Origin of the sequence: Plantactinospora sp. BC1 (genome assembly GCF_003030345.1) — a bacterium.
In the GTDB taxonomy this organism is placed as follows: Bacteria; Actinomycetota; Actinomycetes; order Mycobacteriales; family Micromonosporaceae; genus Plantactinospora.
The window spans coordinates 3864055-3881065 of record NZ_CP028158.1; the positions used below are offsets into that span (position 1 = coordinate 3864055).

The following is a 17011-nucleotide window of genomic DNA, read 5'->3' on the forward strand; positions in this document are numbered from 1 at the left end:
ATCCGGGCTGCGGAGGTCGGGACGTCGCCGGGCCGGTCGGACAGGCCGGTCCGACTGACCGCACGCGTTCCTAGGCGCTGCTGACGAGGTCACGGCGGCGGAATGCCGCCACGGCGGTCTGGACGAGCAGCCCGGCGAGTAGCGTCAGTACCAGGACCGCGACCACGTTGACATCCTGCAGTGGGTACTCGCCGATGTGCTCGAACGGTGAGAGGCGCAGCGCCGTGTCGGGGATGTCGAGGATCGGGGCGAAGTAGCCGGCGATCAGCCCGTAGCCGAGCACCACCCAGATCGCCGGCAGCGTTCTCGGCGCCGCAGCGTAGAGCAGGGTGGCGGTGGCGAGGACGAGCCAGACCGCCGGGGTGTGGGCGAGGTGGCCGAGCAGCAGCTCACCGATCAGCGTCCCGTCGCCCGTGCTCGCCGCTGCCCCGATCCCCATGCCGAAACCGCTGACAAGCAGCAGCCACGGTACGCCGACGGCCGTCACGGCGGCGTGGCTGCCGATCCACCGTGGGCGGCTCACCGCCGTGGCGAGGACCGGTTCGAGGCGTCCATCGGCTTCCTCGGCGCGGAGCGCCTGCACGGCGAGCACCGCGTACACCCCGACGGTGAGGGCCATGGTCAGGCCCATCATGCCAAGGTAGCCGGCCAGGAGGTTGTCCGAGCCTCCCATGATGGCTATCAGGTCGTCGGGTGCGTCGGCGAAGCCGTCGAGCAGTGGCTGGGTGAAGGAGCCGTAGGCGAGGCCGGCGACCAGCAGCGCCGCGCTCCAGCCGATCAGGCTGGCCCGTTGTAGCCGGAACGCGAGGGCGAACGAACTGGCCAGCCAGGCGGCGGCTCGTGGCGCGCCCGGTCGGGGCGGCACCAGGCCGGCGCCGAAGTCCCGGCGTGCCGACAGGGCGTAGCCGGCGGTGGCGGTGGCGGTGGCGAACGTCAGTGAGATGACCAGTGGCCACCAGCGGTCGTGGACGAACGGTGCGGTCTGCTGGGACCAGCCGATCGGGGACAGCCAGGACAGCCAGGACGGGCCGCTGCCCTGCACCGCTGCCATGTCCCCCAGTCCGCGCAGCACGAACGCGGCCCCGAGCGCGGCGCCGGCCATTCCGGAGGCGGCTCGGGGATATTCCGACAGTTGGACGGTGACCGTGGCGATGCCGGCGAAGGCCAACGCCACCGCCCCGATAGAGACACCGAACAGCAGCGATCCGCCGGCGTCGAAGCCCCGACCGATCATCATCGCGCCGATCAGCATCGCGACCAGCACCGCCATCACGGCGGTGAGCGTCAACGCGGCGGTGAGCTGGGCGTACCGGCCGACGACATTGGCCCGGATCAGCTCGGCCCGGCCGGTACGTTCCTCGACGCGGGTGTGTCTCACCACGGTGAGTAGGCCCATCAGGCCGGCGCCGATCGCGACGTAGAGGCCGTACTGGCCGGCGAGGAACCGTTCGATGGTCAGGTCGTCGAAGCCGAAGCCCGGTCCGCCGAACAGCGCCCCGGCCGGGCTGCCGGAGAAGCCGCTCAGCCCTTCCAGATCCTCCGGGCTCTGCACGATGGCGTCCAACGCGGTGGCGAAGTACGTCATCAGCAGCGACAGGCCCAGCGTCCACGCGGGGAAGCGGATCCGGTCGCGGCGCAGCATGAACTGCAGCAGAGTCCAGGTCCCGGTGACGGTGGTTCCGTGGCTGGCCAGGGCGGACGTCGGCCGGTTGACTGTCGTCGTGGTCATTGCGCCACCTCCGCCGCACCGTTGTGCGCGCGCTGGTCGCCGTAGTGACGCAGCAGCAGCTGCTCCAGGGTCGGCGGCCGGACCGCCAGTGCCTGCACGCCGAGGTCGCCGAGCTGGCGGACCACAACGGCAAGGTGGTCGCCGTCGACCTCGAAGCGGATGTGGCCGTCCTCGGACCGCAGTCCGTGCACGCCGGGCAGGTCGGCCAGCGCGTCCGCCGGCCGGTTGGTGACGGCGTCGACCGAGGTACGCGTCAGGTGACGCAGATCGGTCAGGGAGCCCGTCTCGACGATCCGTCCCTGACGGATGATCGAGATCTGGTCGGCCAGCACCTCGACCTGGGCGAGGATGTGGCTGGACAGCAGCACGGTGCGGCCGGCGTCCTTGGCCTCGCGGATGCACTCCTGGAACACCGCCTCCATCAGCGGGTCCAGCCCTGCGGTGGGCTCGTCGAGGAGCAGCAGTTCCACGTCGCTGGCGAGCGCGGCGATCAGGGCCACTTTCTGCCGGTTGCCCTTGGAGTAGGTGCGGCCCTTCTTGCTCGGGTCGAGGTCGAAGCGTTGGCACAGTTCGTCACGGCGGACCGGGTCGGTGCCGCCGCGGAGGCGGGCGAACAGGTCGATCGCTTCGCCGCCGGTGAGGTTGGGCCACAGTTCCACGTCGCCGGGGACGTACGCGAGCCGGCGGTGCAGGGTCACCGCGTCCGCCCACGGGTCACCGCCGAGCATCCGGGCGTGGCCGGCGTCGGCGCGCAGTAGTCCGAGCAGGATCCGGATGGTGGTGGACTTGCCGGCGCCGTTGGGGCCGAGGAAGCCGTGCACGGTGCCGGTTTCGACCTGCAGGTCGAGCCCGTCGAGGGCCTTGACTCGGCCGAAGGACTTGTCGATGTGTTGGATGTCGATTGCAGGCGTCATCGTCGTTGACCTCGTTTGAGGAAAGCCCAGGTCAGCCTGGGACCCGATGTCGTGGAGCCGCGAAGGTTCGCGGAAGGAGAACGGCCCCGCCGAGGGGGCGCGGTGGCTAGCGTGCGGCGTTGCCTGCGTCGCCTGCCGTCGGCGGATCCGGCACGTACATCAGGTATTCGTCGAGCATCGACCGGTCGACCAGCAGACCCTGCGTGAACAACTCCAGCGCCGGCAGTGCGAGATCCTCCATGTACCGGCGGAAGAGGATCGGGAACTCTTGCGGCGTGGCGGCGGCCCCGTGCAGGGTGAACCACAGCACCATGCTGCCCGTCGCCTGATAGGCCAGGTACCGCGTCCGGGCGGCCCGGTCCCGGCTCGGCCGGATCACTCCCGCCGCCTCACCCGCGGACAGGTACTCCTCCGCGTCGGCGATCATGTGATCGATCAGGCTGAGCGCCAGATCCCCGCCCGCCTGCATGCTGCGCAGCACGTACTGCACCATCGGCGCGAACTTCTCAACCTCGGCCATCTGCGCCAGCAGCATCGCGCCGGTGCCGTCGGTCAACGCCTTCGCCTTCTCCTCACGCATCACTGCGAGCACGTGCTCGTCACAGCCGCGACGCAGCCCGTCCTTCGAACCGAAGTGGTGAACGACCAGACCGGCGGTGACACCAGCGTCGGCGGCGACGGTACGCAGCCCGACGCGAAAGCCGTCCCGAGCGAATCGTGCGATGGCGGCGTCACGGATTCGGCTCACGGTGGTGAAGTCACCATCGTGACTGTCCGACCTCACGCCGTTCGACGCCACGACACCAGATTAAACACTCGTTCAACGTGCGCGCAACGCCCTGTCCGTCGGCCTGTTGTCGGGGCCCGCACTGCCCACACAGCCGTTCGGCCCGAGGCCCGCGCCAGCGGAAGACGTCCGGCGAGGTGCCGTCGGGCGGCCAGCGGATGACGACCAGCGCCGACCGCCGCCTCGTGTGCCTGGGACGAGTGCTGGGGTTGTGCCCGGCGGCTCGTCCGCTGGTGCCGGCTTCCACCCTCTGATGGACGATTGTTGCGCCGAAGGCGTTGGCGGCGGGGTCGGTACTTCGTCATGCACTCGAGGGAGACGTCGAGCGCGATCGTGCCGGCTCTGGGGACGCATCGACGCCGGCCCTGGTGGTTGCCAGGGCCGGCGTCGGGTGTCGTGGAGTCACGGGGTCGCCGCGATGCCCTCCATCCCGTTGAGGATGCCGCCGTTGTTGGTTGCCTGGGGGAGTCCGGTCGTGGTGTTGACCAGTTTCAGGGAGCCGTCGTCGAGGACGTCGAAGCCCTGGACGGTACCGGCGGCGCCGTTCTGCACGTAGAGGAAGCCCCCACTGGTGGTCATGTCGATCGTCCCGCCGTCGCCCTTGGCGGCGACCGCGGCGACCAATACGACCTGTCCGTCCTCGTCAATGCGGTAGCTGCTGAGGGTGGAGCTGCCGGCGTTGGCGACGTAGTAGTAGTCGCCGACCCGCTGGATCCAGCAACTAGCCATCTGGCCGTTCGGGACCGCCGGGCCGACCGCGGTCAGTTTGCCGTTCTCCTCGTCGAGCCGGTAGCGGATCACCGCGTTCGTCGCGGCCAGGGTGACCATCAGGCCCCCGCGGTGGTCGAAGGTGAAGCCGAACGGCATGCCCTCAGCCGGGTTGCTGACCGGCTCCTCCGACAGGCGACCGCCGCGCTCGATGCGGAACGCGTCGATGATGTTGTGGCTCTTGGTGCTGACCAGAACCACCTCGCCCTCCGGGTCGATGCCCACCTGGGCCGGGGCGTCGCCGAACGGCGGCGGGTTGGGGTTGTCCAGGCCGAGCGACCGCTGGGCGCCCCGAATCGGTTCCAGTTCGTAGTCGTCGAGGCGGTAGCCCTGGACGACGCCCTCGCCGCCGGCGTTCAACACGTAGACCAGGTCGTCGCGCACATCCAGGCTGACCGGCAGCAGGCCACCGGACCAGATCACCTGGAGGCGTTCCAGTTCGGAGCCGTCGACCCGGAACAGGGTCACCGTGTTACTGCCGGCGTTCACCGCGAAGAGCAGCCCGTCGCGGTAGACTAGGGAGCTCTGTGAGGCGAGCGGGTCGACCGGTGGGTTGAGGGTGGAGCCACCCAGTCCGCCGGTCTCGAACTCGCCGGCGAGGCTCAGTTCGCCGCCGTCGCCGCGCTGGTAGACCCGGATCGTGTTGCCGAGCGGCTTGTTCGTCTGGACGAAGACCAGGCCCTCCACGCGTTCGTGTCGGTGTGGTTCGTCGCTGGCGGACCCCGGAGCCGCGGCGACGGCGCCGCCGATCAAACTGACGAGGGCAGCCGCCAGTATCATCCTCTTTCGAAGCATGATTACCCTTCTTCCGCTCCGCGAGTAATACGAGTATTTTTTCCCATTTGGGAGGCTACCGAGCCGCTGCGGCGGTCGGCGCCATTTGCGCTGCTCCAGCCCTGCAAACACCCGTGCGGCGGAACTAGCCGGAAGATGCCGCCCACAGACGGAAAGGCGTGCACCCGAAGGGTCTCGTCGCCTGCCTGCCCGCCCTACTTCCTCGCCCGGGAGGCAGACGGCCTGGCGTGGCGGGCCAGCAGCGGAGTAACGCCCTGCGCGGTAGCACCCGAAGGGCAGGCCGGCTCTCGCGGACGGGGGTTGATCCAAATCGGCGAGGGGTAGGCGGTGGTGTGCCGGGAAGTCTGGTCGGCGGCTCATTTCCCGACCGCCTCGGAGGCACTCGATGGTCCAGCCCGGCAGCGGCCCGCCGCATCGCGGTCATCGCCCTCAGGTGGGTGAACTCCCCGTGGGCAGAGGCTTACCGGTCATTGGGCGCCTTCCAGATCGGCCCTACCGCCCTGCATCTGGATCTGACGCTGGCGCAGTGGGCCGCCGACGGCCTGCTGGCGATCTTCTTCTTCGTCGCCGGACTGGAACTCAAGCGGGAGTTCGTCGCTGGCGATCTGCGTGAACCTCGCCGGGCGGTGCTGCCGGTCGCCGCCGCGCTCGGCGGAATGATCGTCCCCGCCCTGATCTACACCCTGGTCAACGCGGGCGCCAGTGGGGCGTTGACCGGGGTGGGCGATCCCGACCGCGACGGACATCGCGTTCGCACTGGCGGTACTCGGCGTGATCAACACGCATCTGCCGGCGGCGATGCGGACGTTCCTGCTGACCCTCGCCGTGGTCGACGACCTGCTCGCGATCGTGATCATCGCTGTGTTCTACACCAGAGCCCTGCACTTCCTGCCACTGTTGTTGGCGCTGCTCCCGCTGGCGGTGTTCGGGCTGCTGGGGCGGCGGGGGTCCGGTCCTGGCGGCTGTTGCTGCCGCTGGCGGTGGTCACCTGGGCATTGGTACACGCCTCCGGGGTACATGCCACGGTCGCCGGAGTGCTGCTCGCGTTCACGGTTCCGGTGATTCGCCGCAAGCCAGAGCCCGGCCCCGGGCTGGCCGAACGTTTCGAGCACCGGTTCCGACCGTTGTCGGCCGGTGTCGCGGTGCCGGTGTTCGCGTTCTTCGCCGCCGGAGTGTCGGCCGTCGGCGCGGGTGGGCTCGGGGCGAGCACGACCGACTCGGTCACCGTGGGGATCGCCGTCGGGTTGGTCGTCGGTAAGACGGTGGGTGTGCTGGGCGCAACGTGGCTGGTCCAGCGGTTCACCCGGGCCCGCCTCGCCGAGGGGCTGAGTTGGTGGGACGTGTTCGGGCTGGCACTGCTGGCCGGGATCGGGTTCACCGTGTCGCTGCTGATCGGGGAACTGGCGTTCGGGGCCGGCAGCGAACGCGACGAACACGCCAAGATCGGCGTCCTGCTCGGGTCGGTGTTGTCGGCGGTGCTGGCCACCCTGTCCTGCGGGCCCGCAACCGGCACTACCGACAGATCCGCGCCGTCGAGGAACGCGACGCCGACGCCGACGGGGTGCCGGACGTGTACGAGGCGGACGCGTCGCGGGGGTGACGCCGGCAACGCCGCTTGTGACCCACCGCCTCCTGCTCGTCGGATGGGCTGCCGTCGAGGAGATCCGTACGCCGATCGGTCAGATGGCGCCGATCCGACGGGTGACCGGCGGCCTTCCTCATATCGACGGGTGGGCGTAGGCTCTGCCCTGGTGCGCCGGGAAGTCTGGTCGGCAGTCGTGACCGCTGTCGATCTCGGAGGCTTCCGTGGATACCCCTGCCATTCGCACCGCAGCCCTGACCAAACGCTACGGCCGAGTGTCCGCGTTGGACGCGCTCGATCTCACCGTCCCGGCGGGCGAGGTGTTCGGATTCCTGGGCCCCAACGGCGCGGGTAAATCCACCACCATCCGGCTCCTCCTCGGCCTGGCCCGACCGACCGCCGGCCACGCCTGGATCTTCGACACCGACGCGAGCGACGTGGCGGTAGCGCACCGGTCGATCGCGCACGTGCCTGCCGATGTGGCGCTGTGGCCCACGTTGACCGGCGCGGAAACACTGGAGTTGCTAGGTCGCACCGGCCCTGGCGTCGACCGCGCCTATCGCGACGAACTGGTGGACCGGTTCGCGTTGGACCTGTCGAAGCCCGGGCGAGCGTACTCGACCGGGAACCGACAGAAGGTCGCGCTGGTCGCCGCGTTCGCGGCCCGAGCCCCACTGCTGATCCTGGACGAACCGACCAGTGGCCTCGATCCGTTGATGGAACGCGAGTTCCAACATGCGGTCGGGCACGCCCGGCAGCGCGGGCAGACGGTTTTTCTCAGCTCTCACCAGCTGGCCGAGGTCGAAGCGGTGTGCGATCGAGTGGGGATCCTGCGCGCGGGGCGCCTGGTCGAGGTCGCCGGTGTGCCGGACCTGCGTCGGTTGCACCGCAGTCAGGTGGAGGTGACCTTCGCCGGCACGGCACCGGAGGTGTCGCAGGTGCCTGGCGTCGAGGGTGTCGAGGTGGTGGGACCGTCCCGGCTCCGGTTCACTCTCACCGGCCCGCCGGCACCGGCGCTGCGGGCGCTGGCCGCGGCGGAGGTGACCGCGTTGCAGGTCCACGAGCCGACCCTGGAAGAGATCTTCCTCGACTACTACGCGCACGGTTCGCGGTGACCGCCGTCGGAGCCCGCATCGGACAGACCCCGGTGGTGCCCGCGACTCGAACGGTGGGTTGGGCGATCACTGGGCTCGCCGTACGGCAGGTCCGGCCTGGTGGCATGATCGTCATCGCGGTGCTGGCCGGCATGTCCGCCATGGTGGCCGCCACCTACACCAGCACCGTCGGCAACGCGCTGGACGCCGAGGCGCTCGCCGCGCTGGCCGACAACCCGGCCATCCGCACCCTGTTCGGTGAACCGGTCGCCCTCGACGATGCGGGCGGGTTCACGGTCTGGCGCACCGGCACGGCCCTCGGCGTGCTCGTCGGCGTCTGGGCGCTCCTCGTCGCCACCCGGATCACCCGTGCTGAGGAGGACGCCGGCCGGTGGGACCTGCTGGCCGCGGGCCGTCTCTCGCTCGCCTCGATCGTGGCGCGACACCTGACCGTCGTACTCGCCACGGCGCTGCTGGCCGGGTTGGCGGCGACGGGGACCCTCACCGCGGTCGGTACCGCACCCCAGGGTGCCCTGCTGCACGGGGCAGGACTCGCGTTGACCGGGATGGTCTTCGCCACCACCGGCGCGCTGACGGCTCAGGTCTTCGCCAGCCGCGGCGCGGCAACCGGCGCGGCGGTCACGACGCTCGGTGCCGGCCTGATCGTGCGGATGATCGGCGACGGCGTCGACGCCCTGGGATGGCTGCGTTGGCTGTCACCGTTCGGGCTGGTCGCACTCTCCCGACCGTACGAGGCGAACCGTGCGCTGCCGCTGGTGGTGCTGGCGGTCGCCGCCGCGACACTGATCGCCGCCGTCACGGCGATGGCAGCCCGCCGGGACGTCGGCGGCGGCTGGCTCGCCGCCTCGGCGAGCCGGCCGCCACGGCTGCGGCTGCTCGGCTCGGTACCCGGATTCGCGACCCGACGCCTGTTACGCCCCCTCCTCGGGTGGGCGACCGGAGTAGGCGCCTACTTCCTGCTCATCGGCCTGCTCGCGGTATCCATGACCGGGTTCCTCGCCGACAATCCACGATTCGCCGACCTCGCCGCGCAGGCCGGATTCGACGCTCTCGGGTCGATCGAGGGCTACGTGGCGGCACTGTTCGCGCTACTGGCGATCCCGGTCGGCGTCTTCGCGGCCATCCGTATCGCCGCCCTCGCCGCCGACGAAACAAACCGGCGGCTCACCCTCCTGTACGCCCAGCCCGTCACCCGCACCCGACTGCTCACCGCCGAGATGACCGTCACCGCCTGCGGGACAGCGATCCTCACCATCGTCACCGGCCTTGCCACCTGGGCCGGGGCGACCACCGTCGACGCACCCCTGCCGCTCAGCGCCGCCCTCACCGGCACGGCGAACGTGCTCCCCATCGCTCTGCTCTGCCTCGGCGCGGCCGTACTCGCCCTCGGCTGGCTACCCCGCGCGGTCGCGCTCGTCGGCGCGCTGCCCGCAGCCAGCGGATTCCTCCTCCAGGTCACCGCCGACAGCACCGGCGCACCGCCCTGGGTCGGCCGGCTGTCCCCGTTCGCCCACCTCGCCCCGGTCCCCGACCAGCCACCGAACTGGCCGGCCACCATCACCATGCTGATCCTCGCCGCCGCGCTCACGGCCCTAGGCGCCATCGGCTACCACCGTCGTGACCTGCGCGGATAGCCATCACGCACCACAGGACACCCCATCGCGCCGGGATACGAGGACATCGCATGCGACCGCCATTGGGGCCATCTGCGTGATCCCGAAGCTTGCGCAACAGAAATTGAAAGGTCGAGGGTTGTTGTGGAGGCTGCTCGGCGTGTCGTGCCGAATCGGCCGGGTTGATCTACTAGACCGGTAAAGTGAGTTATCCCGATCGCGGTGGTCTGAGTGCGGGCCGCCCGGCAGCGCCGAGAAGCGGTAGGTCGCCAGGCGGCCGAGATGCTCGCCCAGGGTGAGCCGACCGTAATCGCGCAGCGGTTGCGGGTGTCGGAGAATTCGGTACGGCAATGGCCGCAGGCGTGGAGTACTGGCGGAGACGAGGTGTTGGCCTCGACCGGGCCGGGCGGGTCAACGTGCAATTTCACCGACGAACAGCTTTATGCCGCCGCCCCCGCCCTCGCCACCCATGTCCCGCTGAGTGCCACCACAAACACGAGAGCGGCAAGCATCCAGGCGAGCCAGGAAGGACCGCCAGGACGCACCACGGTCCATACAACGATCAAGGACCCGATCACCACGACCGTCAGGGCTACCAAGAAACCGATGCCGGCAACGCTGGCCGGGACAGGCAGACGAGTTCCCGAGGCTTTGCCCGCGAGGCGGCTAGTAATTGCCACGAGTAGGGCTGCGGCAGTGAGAGAGGGACCTGCGATCTGCTGCGGCAGAAGAGCAGTCGCCGCGACCGCAGCGCCTGCGATTACGCCGGTTATCGCGTGGTACCACCACGAAACAAAGATCCGGCGGTTAGTCACATTCGACCGGGCTAACGATTCTTGTTCTTCTGCTGAGGTCATATCCGTAAGTCAACATCGGGCCCCTTGCTCTGTCAAGCGCCCTAGTAGCGCAAGCCAATCGAGCAGCCTCTACAACAGAGGCCGTCCTTTTCTAACTTTGTATCGCTGTCAGAACTGTCCTGTCGCCAGCAGATGCGCTGCTCATCGTCCAGGGCGGAACAGCCTCGCGGACCTGTCTGGCTCGTCCGGGTCCACGGTGATCAAAATTTCGTCTCCCGACCGCAGGACGGTGTCCCGGTTGACCGGGACCGCTTCGCCGTCGCGGGTCAGCAGGCTCACCCACACGCCCTCGTCGCGGCTCAGGTCCCGTACCGAGCGTCCAACGGCCGGCGAGCCCTCGCCAACGTGGTACCGGTGGGTTCCCTGTGGCTCGTTCCGAACCCGCAATCCGACCGTCCACGGCTGTAGCGGCAGTGCCCGCATCGGCACCCGGCACAGTCGGGCCACGACGGTCACCAGCCCGCCCTGCACGATCACCGAGAACGCCACGACCACGAAGATGATGTCGAACAGCCGCAACTGTTGAGAGAGATCGCTAGTCAGGATGAAGGTGCCGAGCAGGATCGGCACCGCACCCTTCAAGCCGGCCCAGGCCACGAAGATCCGCTCTCCCCACCGCAGCCGGGCCGGTAGCAGCAGCGTCCCGACGACCAGCGGCCGCACCACCAGGGTCAGCAGCACCGCCAGGACCAGCCCGACGAGCCAGGCGTTGCCCTCCGGCAGGCTCCGCAGCGACACCACCAGCCCGAGCACGGAGAACGCGACGATCTCCCCGAAACTCGCCAACACCTCATGGAACCGCTCGATCTCCCGCTTGTACGGCGCCCGCGCGTCACCGACGAGGATGCCGGCCAGGAACACGGCGAGAAATCCCGACCCGCGAGCGACAGTGGCCAGGCCGTAGATCGCCAGGCCGGCGAAGAGCACCTGCAACGGGTAGAGGCCCTCGCCTGGCAACGTGACCCGACGCATCAGCAGCACCAGCAGATACCCGCCGATCACACCGACCAGCAACCCGACGACGATCTGTAGGGCGAACTCGCGTATCCCCATGCCGATCGCACCCCAGCCGCTGGCCGAGCCGGCGGCGAGCAGGCTGAGCATCAACGCGATACCGACCGGGTCGTTCGCCCCCGACTCCCCCTCCAGCAGCGTGCCGGTCCGGCCCAGGATCTCCCGCCGGCCCAGCACCGAGAAGACCGCCGCCGGATCCGTCGGCGCCAGCGCCGTACCGATCAGCAGCGCGGCCAGCCAGCCAAAACCGAAGATCCAGTGAGCGAGCCCGGCGAGTACCAGCGCGGTCAGCACCGTGCCGAGCACACCTAGCCAGAGCACCGGCGCCAGCGCGCCGCGTAGCCGGCGCCAGCCGATGTTCATGCCGCCGTTGAACAGCACCAACACCAGCGCGACGGTCACGACGTGCCGCACGGTCCCGGTCGACAGCTTGCCGAGCTGGGGGAAGAGATCCGACAGTGCCGCGGCCACGAGCAGGAACACCACCGGCGCGGGCACGTGCAACCGGTCGCTGACCCGATGCGACAGTACTGCGGCGATCGCGGCCAGCGACAGCAGGGCGACTACCCAGGCGAAACCGATCATCCCGGGTCCCCTCCAGCACACGCGACCCGCGATGGCCCTACCCGACAACAGGACCGACAAACCGGTCCCACTGGCGCCACGGTTCTGCGGCTGTGGTCATGATTCGGAAGACTCCCGAACGCCGTACGCGCCCGCTGGCAGAAGCTCGGCTCGCCAGGCCCCGGGACCCGGAGCAGGCAGGAACGAGACGATCAGCTACAGACAGTTGGCGGCCGGTGGTGCGGTCAGGCACGGCGCCTACATCCCCCGTTCGATCACGCCGTAGGTCAGTGGCTCGGGGGCCGTAAGGGTTTTGCAAGATGCGTTGGGCGTTTCCGCAGGTGCAGTCCCCGTAGATTCGACGCATGTGGAATCGGGTCTTCAGATCACCGTTCGCTTGGGCTGGTGTGGTGGTTCTCGGCATCGTGGCGGCGTTCGGCCTGTACTGGTTCCAGCCGTGGAAGCTGGTCACGGACAGCCGTGTCGATGACGCCCTTCCCGTCGCGCCCGTGACGGCATCGCCGGCACCGGACGCTTCCGGTGCGACTCCGGCCTCTGCCGGATCCGACCCGCCAGCGTCGAACCAGCTACTGGCCGCGGGTATCTTCATCACCCACGAGCACACTACGACGGGACGAGCGGAGATCATCCGACAAGCCGACGGTCGGCATCTGCTCGTGCTACATGATCTCGACACGTCGAATGGGCCGGACCTGCGGGTCTGGTTGACCGACCAGCCGGTGGTGGCGGGTACGGCAGGGTGGCGGCTGTTCGACGACGGGAAGTGGTTCGAGGTGGCGCGGCTCAAGGGCAATCGCGGCAACCAGGTGTACGAACTTCCGCGCTCGTTCGATCCGGCGGACTTCCGCAGCGTCTCGATCTGGTGCAAGCGCTTTGCGGTCTCGTTCGGGGCAGCGGAACTGCAAGCCACCTGACCTGCGACATCTTCACGACCTAGACGGCCGGCGGTCGGCCCCGGTTGATGGATCAGGCGGCCGGCAGTCGGACGACGAAACGACACCCGTCGGCGGTGTTGTGTACCTCCACTCGGCCGCCGTGCGCATCGACCAACCCGTGGACGATCGCCAGTCCCAGTCCGCCCGAAGCGCCCGCGTTCGTCTGCCGGGGAGTGCGGGCCGGTTCGCCCCGGAACGCCACCTCGAACAGGCGGGGCAGATCCGCCGGTGGGATGCCTCCGCAGGTGTCGGAGACCGACAGCCAGGCGGATCCACGTTCGCGGCCTGCCTCGATGCGGACGGTACCGTCCTGCGGGGTGTAGCAGACGGCGTTGACCAGCAGGTTGGCCACCACCCGGGTCAGTTCCGGTTCGCTGGCCGACACCGTCGGCCAGCCGGTTTCGGCCGCGACCAGCCGGATCCGTCGTGCGGCGGCCAGCGGCGCCGTGCTGGACAGCACGTCCGAAACGACCTCGCGGAGCGAAACCGCGGTCAGGGACAGGGCGAGCGCCCCGGCGTTGATCCGGGACAGTTCAAACAGGTCGTCGACAAGGCGGGTCATCCGGTCCGTCTCGGTTCGGATTCGTCGGTGGTACTCGCCGGTCGTCGCCGGGTCGCTGACGACGCCGTCCTCCAGCGCCTCCGCCATCGCCCGCAGCCCGGCGAGCGGGGTGCGCAGGTCGTGCGACACCCAGGCGATGAGGTCGCGGCGCCCCTTTTCGAGGTGCCGTTCCCGATCGCGGGCCTGGTTCGCCCAGATTGCCGCGGCGGCCAGTCGCCGTCCGAAGTGCCAACCCACGGCGAGGCTCACCGTCGCTGCCGCCGCGACGGTGATCAGGACCACCTCCAGGTCGTGCGGTGACAGAAACATCGCCTCCGCGACGGCGGCCACGCCAACGACGACCGCGATGACCGTGACGGTCAGCAGGACACACAGGTGCACGGTGATTGAGCTGCGCCGGAGCAGACGAAGCAGGACCGCGCCGGCTGTACCGACGACGACCGCGGCGCCGAGGGCGATCACGAAGATCAGCGCGAGGTCACGCATCGGCGGGATCGTAGCGGTAACCGACGCCCCACACGGTCACGATCCGCCGCGGCGCTGCCGGCTCGACCTCTATCTTCTCCCGGAGCCGCCGTACGTGCACCGTGACCGTCGAATGGTCACCGAAGTCCCATCCCCAGACCCGCTGCAGCAGTTCGGCACGGGTGAACACCTGAGCCGGTTGCCGCAGGAAGTGCGCGAGCAGGTCGAACTCTCGTAGGGTCAGCGCCAGCTCGGTGTCGTTCAGGCGGGCCACCCGAGGTCCGGTGCGCAGCACCAGGCCGCCGTCGGTCAGGACCTCCGACCGCCCGAGTGGTGGTTCCCCGCTGGCGCGGCGGAGCACGGACCGCACCCGGAGCACCAACTCCCGGGGCGAGAACGGCTTGGTCAGGTAGTCGTCCGCGCCGAGTTGCAGGCCGAGGATCCGGTCGGCTTCGTCGCCGAGCGCGGTCAGCATGATGATCGGCAGGCTGTCCGGTCGTGCCCGCAGCTCGCGACACACCTGAAGCCCGCTGACCTTGGGCAGCATCAGGTCGAGTACGACCAGATGTGGTGCCTGCCGCGCGACGGCGGTCAGGGCCGCAGCGCCGTCCCCGACGTGGTTGACCTGGTAGCCGGCGTGCTCGAGGTAACGGCAGATCACATCACTGACGGTCTGGTCGTCGTCGACCACCAGGACCCGGTGTGTCACCGATGGTCTCCACGCACGCCTGTCCGATCGACCGTGTTCGTCGCCATCGGGCCAGGGTAGCCACCGGCCGGCAGAAAGCAGAGGCTGCGGACCCTTTCGAAGTGCTTACGGCGATCGGCTTCCGGAGCCCGTCAAAGGTCGACCAGCGGAATCGGTCGAACCGGCGACCGGCCGTTGACTGTTGCAGCCCATCAGCTGGCTGGGGCCTGGTGGGACCGCAGATGTCCGCGCGTGGCGGGTGACAGACCGGTCGGCCCCTGCGGATGCGCCCTGAGATTACGAGGGCCTTACGGAAAGGCCCGCGTCCTCGCGATCCCCGCCGGAGGCGTCGACGCTGATCCCCATCGACCCACCAGGGAACTGTGTTCGTGAAGGAGTATCCATGAGGATCTCGATGCGACGCCGGACGCGCGTCATGGCGCTCGGGGTGGTGCTGGTCAGCCTGGCCGGGGCGACACCGGCCCAGGCAGCCCCGAACTGGCGGGTGGCGGCTCTGCCGCAGTTGGAGCTTTCGAGCCGGCTCGTGGACGTGAGCGCGACCGGCCCGGACGGCGCGTGGGCCGTCGGCTACCAGGGCGCCAGCTACGGCGCACCGCCACCGCCCCGGCCGTACGCGTTGCTGCAGTGGAACGGAAACAGCTGGACCGAGCGGCTGCTGTCGGATGACGTCAGCACCCTGTCGGGGGTGAGCGCGACCACCGCATCGGACGTGTGGACCGTCGGACAGGACCGGCAACTCGCCCCGTACGCCGCACGATGGAACGGCTCGGCCTGGCAGGGATACCGACCGCTGGGCCAGGACACCGCCTCGACGCTATTCGACGTGGCCGCCGACGGTGGGCGGGCCGTGCTCGTCGGCGGGAACGCCCATCCACTCATCCTGGAATGGGACGGCCAGCGCTTCACCAGGGCGACGGTGCCGGGCGCCGACGCGTGGCCCGGCACCCTCTACGGAGTGACGACCGCCCCGGACGGTGCCACGTTCGCCGTCGGAGCCTGGCACGTCGAGGACGCCGCCTACCCGGAACCGATGATCGTGCAGCGCACCGGCTCGGCATGGCAGGTGGCGACCCTGCCGACGGTGCCCAGCGCGCGCCTGCTCGGCGTCTGGGCCCGCTCCGCCACCGACGCGTGGGCGGTCGGCACCGCCGACTACGACAGCGCACCGAAGCCGCTGATCATGCGCTGGAACGGCACCACCTGGCGGCGGGTGACCGCACCGGTAGCCGCGGGCAGCCTCGGCGCCGTGGCCGGCGACCAGGCCGGCAACCTGTGGATCAGCGGAGCGAACCCCGTACCGCCGTACGTCGAGTATCCCGGGTCGCTGTTCCTGCGATACACCGGCGGACGGTGGAGCGCGGCCTACGGACCGAAGGTCAACAATGCCGACCCGTACCTGTCGGCGTTGACCAACATCCCGGGCACGTCGACGTTCTGGGGCGTCGGCGCCGTCTGGGACCCCGTTGCGGAAAGCAGGGCACTCATCGAACGCATCGGTTGATGACAGGGGCGGAGCTGCGACCGAACGCTGTATTGGAGGCAGCTCCGGCAGCCGAACTCCTCGCCTGCGGAACAACCGGAGTCAGGACGACGAGAGCCACGAGCACCAAAGCGAGGACCAAAGGGGCCGGCCAGGAACGCACCAGCAGCTGGTAGGCGACCCGCCTGTCACCCCACATCGACCCGTACTTCACCTTTGCCTCGAGACCCGGCCCCGCGACGGACCGGCAGTCCGCCTCGCTCCCAACAGCCCGGCCGAGAATGTGACCAGCGCTCACATTTCATCGGATTCCGGGCAACAGGGAGACGCCATGGCCGGTTTAGGCAAGACCTACAAGCGCTGCGGCTGCCGCGCCACCAGCACGAAGAAGCGGCTGGAGAAGGACTGTCCCCGACTGCCGCAGCGAGGCCACGGCACCTGGTACTTCGACTGCTCCGCCGCCGACGCGTTCGGCAAGCCCGCCCGGGCGTGCCGAGGCGGCTTCCCGTCCAAGGCCGCCGCCAGCAGAGCCCGGGACGAGTGGCTCACGTGTTTACCCGAAGCGACGGTCTGCCACTGCACTCCGGCTACGCCACACTTCACTTCGCCCGGCTCGTCGCACGCGTCGACCTGCCGCCGATCCGTCCCCAGTATGATTACAGAGAGTAACGACACCATATGACAGCCAGACGGCACCAGGGTCCACGCAGGACGAGCAACAAAAAACGCCTGACCGCGTTCCCGCAGGTCAAGCGTCTTTGATCTTGCGCGCCCGAAGGGATTCGAACCCCTAACCTTCTGATCCGTAGTCAGATGCTCTATCCGTTGAGCTACGGGCGCAGGTGCCGGGTCAGTCTACACACCGACCTAAGCGCGGAGACTCCGGGATTCGAACCCGGGAGGGGCTTTAAGACCCCAACCGCATTAGCAGTGCGGCGCCATAGACCAGACTAGGCGAAGTCTCCCCGTGGTCTCACCAGACCACGTCGGTCGAGGATACAGGGCGGCCACCCGGCGGAGCAAAACGACTTCCCGGGTACGCCCGGCCCGCGTCGGCCCCGCCCGCCAGACCGGCGTTACGACCTCCGCCGATTCCTGTTC

General features: G+C 69.3%; 11 protein-coding genes, 2 tRNA genes and 2 pseudogenes. 6 read left to right on the forward strand and 9 right to left on the reverse strand.

Going from position 1 to position 17011, the window contains the following annotated elements; all coding sequences use genetic code 11:
- Positions 1-70: 70 nt before the first annotated feature.
- The 4 genes from C6361_RS16715 to C6361_RS16730 all read right to left on the reverse strand — a co-directional run bounded on the left by C6361_RS16715 (position 71) and on the right by C6361_RS16730 (position 4885).
- The gene (locus C6361_RS16715) at positions 71-1729 is read right to left on the reverse strand and encodes an ABC transporter permease (protein WP_107268290.1); all 1659 of its coding nucleotides are present in this window, start codon (positions 1727-1729) and stop codon (positions 71-73) included.
- Positions 1726-2643 (reverse strand): ABC transporter ATP-binding protein, encoded by a 918-nt coding sequence (locus C6361_RS16720; RefSeq protein ID WP_107268291.1) that lies wholly within the window; start codon positions 2641-2643, stop codon positions 1726-1728. Before C6361_RS16720 ends, C6361_RS16715 begins: the two co-directional genes overlap by 4 nt.
- Positions 2644-2749: 106 nt before the next feature.
- Positions 2750-3442 (reverse strand): TetR/AcrR family transcriptional regulator, encoded by a 693-nt coding sequence (locus C6361_RS16725; protein WP_107263106.1) that lies wholly within the window; start codon positions 3440-3442, stop codon positions 2750-2752.
- Between the two features lie 390 nt (positions 3443-3832).
- Positions 3833-4885: a beta-propeller fold lactonase family protein gene (locus C6361_RS16730; RefSeq protein ID WP_159079356.1), complete on the reverse strand. Its 1053-nt coding sequence runs from the start codon at positions 4883-4885 to the stop codon at positions 3833-3835.
- A gap of 545 nt (positions 4886-5430) precedes the next feature.
- Here C6361_RS16730 and C6361_RS39225 point away from each other — a divergent pair.
- From C6361_RS39225 to C6361_RS16745, 4 genes and pseudogenes are all read left to right on the forward strand, one after another.
- Positions 5431-5649, forward strand: a pseudogene (locus C6361_RS39225) (Na+/H+ antiporter NhaA); the annotation flags it as partial.
- 115 nt (positions 5650-5764) lie between these two features.
- Positions 5765-6930, forward strand: a pseudogene (locus tag C6361_RS16735) (Na+/H+ antiporter NhaA).
- The gene (locus C6361_RS16740) at positions 6851-7690 is read left to right on the forward strand and encodes an ABC transporter ATP-binding protein (protein ID WP_107263108.1); all 840 of its coding nucleotides are present in this window, start codon (positions 6851-6853) and stop codon (positions 7688-7690) included. Before C6361_RS16735 ends, C6361_RS16740 begins: the two are co-directional and overlap by 80 nt.
- A gap of 104 nt (positions 7691-7794) precedes the next feature.
- Complete coding sequence (locus tag C6361_RS16745; RefSeq protein ID WP_199853373.1) at positions 7795-9324, forward strand: ABC transporter permease; 1530 nt, start codon at positions 7795-7797, stop codon at positions 9322-9324.
- Between the two features lie 977 nt (positions 9325-10301).
- Here C6361_RS16745 and C6361_RS16750 read toward each other — a convergent pair.
- Entirely contained in the window at positions 10302-11759 is a 1458-nt protein-coding gene (locus tag C6361_RS16750; protein WP_107268293.1) for a potassium/proton antiporter, read from the reverse strand.
- Between the two features lie 344 nt (positions 11760-12103).
- Here C6361_RS16750 and C6361_RS16755 point away from each other — a divergent pair, with 344 nt between their 5' ends.
- Positions 12104-12673: a DM13 domain-containing protein gene (locus C6361_RS16755; protein ID WP_107268294.1), complete on the forward strand. Its 570-nt coding sequence runs from the start codon at positions 12104-12106 to the stop codon at positions 12671-12673.
- Positions 12674-12725: 52 nt separating this feature from the next.
- Here the strand turns inward: C6361_RS16755 and C6361_RS16760 are convergent, their stop codons facing one another.
- Together C6361_RS16760 and C6361_RS16765 are read right to left on the reverse strand one after the other, a co-directional pair.
- Positions 12726-13742: a sensor histidine kinase KdpD gene (locus tag C6361_RS16760; protein ID WP_107268295.1), complete on the reverse strand. Its 1017-nt coding sequence runs from the start codon at positions 13740-13742 to the stop codon at positions 12726-12728.
- Positions 13735-14430: a response regulator transcription factor gene (locus C6361_RS16765; protein ID WP_107268296.1), complete on the reverse strand. Its 696-nt coding sequence runs from the start codon at positions 14428-14430 to the stop codon at positions 13735-13737. Before C6361_RS16765 ends, C6361_RS16760 begins: the two co-directional genes overlap by 8 nt.
- A 382-nt stretch (positions 14431-14812) precedes the next feature.
- Between C6361_RS16765 and C6361_RS16770 the strand changes: the two genes are divergently transcribed.
- Entirely contained in the window at positions 14813-15931 is a 1119-nt protein-coding gene (locus C6361_RS16770; protein ID WP_107268297.1) for a hypothetical protein, read from the forward strand.
- A gap of 746 nt (positions 15932-16677) precedes the next feature.
- Here C6361_RS16770 and C6361_RS16780 read toward each other — a convergent pair.
- Both C6361_RS16780 and C6361_RS16785 read right to left on the reverse strand, forming a co-directional pair.
- Positions 16678-16750: transfer RNA gene (locus C6361_RS16780), tRNA-Arg, on the reverse strand.
- Between the two features lie 34 nt (positions 16751-16784).
- Positions 16785-16875: transfer RNA gene (locus C6361_RS16785), tRNA-Ser, on the reverse strand.
- Between the last annotated feature and the right edge of the window lie 136 nt (positions 16876-17011).

Bases quoted from the DNA above. Each gene is read 5' to 3' on its own strand.
- C6361_RS16750 (WP_107268293.1), bottom strand. From the start codon at position 11,759: ATGATCGGTTTCGCCTGGGTAGTCGCCCTGCTGTCGCTGGCCGCGATC.
- C6361_RS16720 (WP_107268291.1), bottom strand. From the start codon at position 2,643: ATGACGCCTGCAATCGACATCCAACACATCGACAAGTCCTTCGGCCGA.
- C6361_RS16715 (WP_107268290.1), bottom strand. From the start codon at position 1,729: ATGACCACGACGACAGTCAACCGGCCGACGTCCGCCCTGGCCAGCCAC.
- C6361_RS16755 (WP_107268294.1), top strand. From the start codon at position 12,104: ATGTGGAATCGGGTCTTCAGATCACCGTTCGCTTGGGCTGGTGTGGTG.
- C6361_RS16760 (WP_107268295.1), bottom strand. From the start codon at position 13,742: ATGCGTGACCTCGCGCTGATCTTCGTGATCGCCCTCGGCGCCGCGGTC.
- C6361_RS16770 (WP_107268297.1), top strand. From the start codon at position 14,813: ATGAGGATCTCGATGCGACGCCGGACGCGCGTCATGGCGCTCGGGGTG.
- C6361_RS16745 (WP_199853373.1), top strand. From the start codon at position 7,795: ATGATCGTCATCGCGGTGCTGGCCGGCATGTCCGCCATGGTGGCCGCC.